Annotated in this window: 4 protein-coding genes; all 4 read right to left on the bottom strand. The window is 28.5% G+C overall.

Annotation, left to right across the window (positions count from 1 at the left end):
* Positions 1 to 53: 53 nt before the first annotated feature.
* Positions 54 to 1,193, bottom strand: coding sequence for a DUF3800 domain-containing protein (locus BAZSYMA_RS02510; RefSeq protein WP_241502525.1), 1,140 nt, complete (start codon positions 1,191 to 1,193; stop codon positions 54 to 56).
* A gap of 79 nt (positions 1,194 to 1,272) precedes the next feature.
* Positions 1,273 to 3,006, bottom strand: a complete 1,734-nt coding sequence (locus BAZSYMA_RS02505) for a DUF2326 domain-containing protein (RefSeq protein WP_090715292.1) — start codon at positions 3,004 to 3,006, stop codon at positions 1,273 to 1,275.
* A complete protein-coding gene (locus tag BAZSYMA_RS02500; RefSeq protein WP_090715290.1) occupies positions 2,997 to 3,239 on the bottom strand; it encodes an ABC-three component system middle component 6 in 243 nt (80 codons plus the stop codon). Before BAZSYMA_RS02500 ends, BAZSYMA_RS02505 begins: the two co-directional genes overlap by 10 nt.
* A partial coding sequence (locus BAZSYMA_RS02495; protein ID WP_090715288.1) for an ABC-three component system protein occupies positions 3,236 to 3,998 on the bottom strand: 763 nt, incomplete at its 5' end. The genes BAZSYMA_RS02500 and BAZSYMA_RS02495, both read right to left, overlap by 4 nt.

Here is a 3,998-nt window from a genome sequence, read left to right as displayed (position 1 = left end):
GGTATTTTAACAAAAGTTGGTTGATTTATCTAGGGTTATTGTTAGTTTTATTGTTATAAATCAATGTTTTGTGTGGTTTTTAAGGGTTGACTAATTACATCCATTTTTGATCTTTCTTCGTTTCCGTCTATTGAATGCAAAAAACCTATGTTTTTGTTATGTGATTTCTCTATTACATCAACCAATAAATCTATGTTTGCTCTTTGAATCATGGACAATGAACAAAAATCGTTATCTATTTTCTCTTTAGTGCTTGTATTAAAATAAACAGTTAACTTTCCCATAAGACCAACAAAAACATCTGAAAGTTGAATCAATTGATTTGTCTGTGAATCCACGAATGAATAATTTTTAATTTCTATAGATTTATCTAAGATTTTGTAACCATTAAGTATTCTAGAAATAGAATTTTCATTGTCAAAAGTATGTGTTGAATATTTAAATAAATAAATTTGTCTTAGATAAAACTCCGAAAAATCTTCTATTATATAGTCATCCCCTTCCATAATAAATGGCAATGAGTTTGTTTTTTTTGCTTCTTTCAAAATCTGCCTTAAAGATTCTAAACCGAAATGAAACTCTTCTGTGTCAATGTAATCTTTAAAGATATGAGTTAAAGCCTCAATAAATGAAGAAACATCTTTTTTCTTTATATTTGGATATTTAAAATAGTAGAAAACCTCAGTAATCGAATCAATCTCAAGCTTTGATAGTTTGTATAAAACATCTTTCAAATACTCGGAAAACGGAGGTCCTAATTTTTGACTCGCTTCAGAATTTGCAATTGCCGAATCAACAATATCAACAATTGCCCAATACAGAATGTTTATACTTGAATAATGAACATATAAGTTGCTGCTCTCAATAAACTCTAAAAACAGTTTTAATTTGTTAGATTTCAGACAGTCAAGAAAACTGCCTTTTGCAATATGCTTGAATTTAACCTCTTTAGTAGTCTTTTGTAATTTGAAACTTTTAATTAGAGGCGCAACATCTGGAGCCATCCCTTCATGAACTAAACCGCCCAACACAAAATTTGCTGTAACTGGGCTATTGAAGCCCATCTCCCCTACATAAGACTTTCTGATATTATTCGTTTCATCATAATAAAAAGATAGAACCGAATCAAAATTTGCTGTCGGAGCAAGCATTTTAATAAAACTTCTTGTTTTATTAATTTCATGATCACTCATTTATCAATTTCACTTTATTGCATGAAAAAATCAAGGAGTCAGAATTTATACAATTCACATTTAATATATGGTTATTTCATTAATCATATTCTAACTCAACAGTAATGCCTAACAACTTACCATTATCTGAATCATCAGTAAGTTCTTTAATCGTATTTTGTGTAACAAATTTTTTCATACTGCCAGATAAAGTATTTAATTGATTTTGATTGATGCTAGCTATGTATTGTTTATCCGAAAATTTATTTTGAACTATTTTGAATAATTCACTGCAGTGTGTTTCATCAATATCGCTAAACAATCTACTATCATGAAAGATAAAATTCATAGAATGATTTTTGCCTTGCATTAGAATAGTTATGTCATAACAAAAAAGCTTAACACTATTAATTCCATCAGAAGAATCAGATTGAATTTTAGCTTCAATATCGTATCTAATTTGATTGAATCCATCATTATTTTTTACTGTAATTCCAGATAATGCATCAGGATAAAAGCGCTTTGCTAATTCCCTAAAATATTCCATAATTTTATCAATATCTTCTTTTACACCATCTAAGTAGTCAATTGTTTGTCTTGATTGTAAAGTCAAATTTGCTTTTAATGATAGTTTTTTCTGATCGTAGTCATGCTGTAATTTTTCATAACTCTGTAATTTTTCTTTATTTTGTACTAATTCAGCAAGATTAGCACTCATTTTAGTAAAAATATCTAGGGCTTGATGTGCATCCAGAAATTTCATTTTGTTATCAAGGGCTTTTTTAGACGCAGTAAAGTCTTTTTCAAGCGTTGTTACTTTGTCTAAAATTAGTTGTTTTTGTTGTTGTAGTCTCCTACCTCTGTTACATGTTAAAGACTGATAAAAAATTTCCAATTCAGACAATTGTTTTTCTACATTTTCCTGAAAAATAAGTTTTGATTCATTGAATATATTTTTTATGTCTTTTATATCTACATCGGGGCTAATTTTTAAACTTTGTTCAATGTTTTTTATGCTATTTTTTTTAAGTTCAATGCTATTTTGTATCTTATCTATTGTTCTTTTTATTTCATCAGATTCTTGTTTTATTTGATAATAATCATCTGCGACTTCAAACTGTTTTAAATCTTTCTCTAGTTTTCTAATTTTTTCTTCTAAATCTGCCAATACTAACGATGAGTCTTGGTCTTGGTATCCTTCAAAAAATTGCCTTAAAATCAAATCGTTTTTAATGTTATCATGCAACTTGTTTGTTGTTGCTATTTCTTTTTTAGTCTGCATTTTGGCTTGTGATAAATTCACATCAAGATTTAACAAAAAAGCATTGTAAAGTTGTTTTTGATAAGGTGCGCCTGTGCCTACTATTTCTGCCTCATTGTACTGAACATAGGATTTTTTTGACGGCCTAATAAAAAATGGAATCAAGGAACGAAAGCTCAAATATTTAGTATCTGACGGTATATTAAAACACAAACTTTGTAATTTTTTACAAAACTCAGTTACAGAAAGGTTTTCATCGTTTAACTTAACTTCATTAGGGGAGTTTGCGTATCTTGCTATTGTGTAAGATTTATCTTTTATTTCAATCGTTAAGAAAAACTGCCAATCAGATAATTTTTCTTGCAACGATTTTGTGATCTTGTTTTTTGTGCTGGCGCCAAGACAAAAATTAATCAAGGCAACTAATAATGATTTTCCAACGCCATTGTATGTTTTAGTATTGTCAAATTGCTCTGGAGTATTTTGTTTTGCAACAATAAAACTAGCACCATTTCTATTAAATATTATACTCTTAAATGTTTCTTTGTTAGATGTTAGTGAAATTAAACGCATTTTTTTATTACCCCATCTTTTTCCAATACACTGCCAATACTATATAGAAATAGCAGGGTCATAATTAAATTATCAAAACTGTGTTTAGCTAAATAAATTCTATTTTCATAATCTACTTCATATTTTTCCCAAAGTTCATCGATACTTTTAGGCGACTGAAGTTGCAACAAAACATAAGAGCCTAACCCTAGTAATGATTGAGAAAAATTAATGTGTTTTGTTGGTAATATCATTCTGGTTCCTTAAAAATATCACAAGTTTCAAAATATTTAGCTAGTAGTATAATAACGGTAGTTTGAAAAGGGGGCTTCTGTTGAGGGCTAATTTTATTAATAATTTCCCAAAACAATACATCATCAGAATAGTCACTTTTTAAATCTATGTATACCTCTCTAATTTTATTTTTAACCTCTTCTGCAAAGAAATTACTTTCATTATTTAAATACTTATCAAGAGAAGTAACTTGATAAAAAGCAGTCTTTAAATATTGAGATGGAAGTCCTGTTAAACCATTAAATTGAATTTTATTGTCCCAATCAGGGTAAACAATTGAATTGTATTCTACTGTTGGCAAAGGTAATTTCATAAGATGCCCAATTACTTCGTTTAAAACAGAGTAATCCAGTGAAATTTTTTCTGGATCAGGTGGACATCCAATTATAGAAAAAATTTGATCATCTTCTAATAAAAACAACGATTCTTCTAAATTAGAAGCAGTTTTAAATCCTGTACCTTTTAACTGATATTTCTGTTTTATAGCTTTTAAAGCCTGTTCACAATCTGCATTAACCCCCTTATATTTATCATTAACAACAAAATAAAATTCCTTAACAGATGGCCAATTATTTTTAAGTTTTCTAAAATCTGTTTTTATTTTCTGTACAGTACTAAGATAAGATTTTTGTATTTCTTCTGGTGCATAAACCTGAAAGAAAATACCTTTTGATTCAATATAACCATCATTTTTTTCTATCTCCAATATCACCCCAAGC

The sequence above is a fragment of the Bathymodiolus azoricus thioautotrophic gill symbiont genome (assembly GCF_001298715.1).
GTDB lineage: Bacteria > Pseudomonadota > Gammaproteobacteria > PS1 > Pseudothioglobaceae > Thiodubiliella.
The sequence above is the reverse complement of the archived record's forward strand: the minus strand, read 5'-3'. Positions and strand labels throughout refer to the sequence as shown.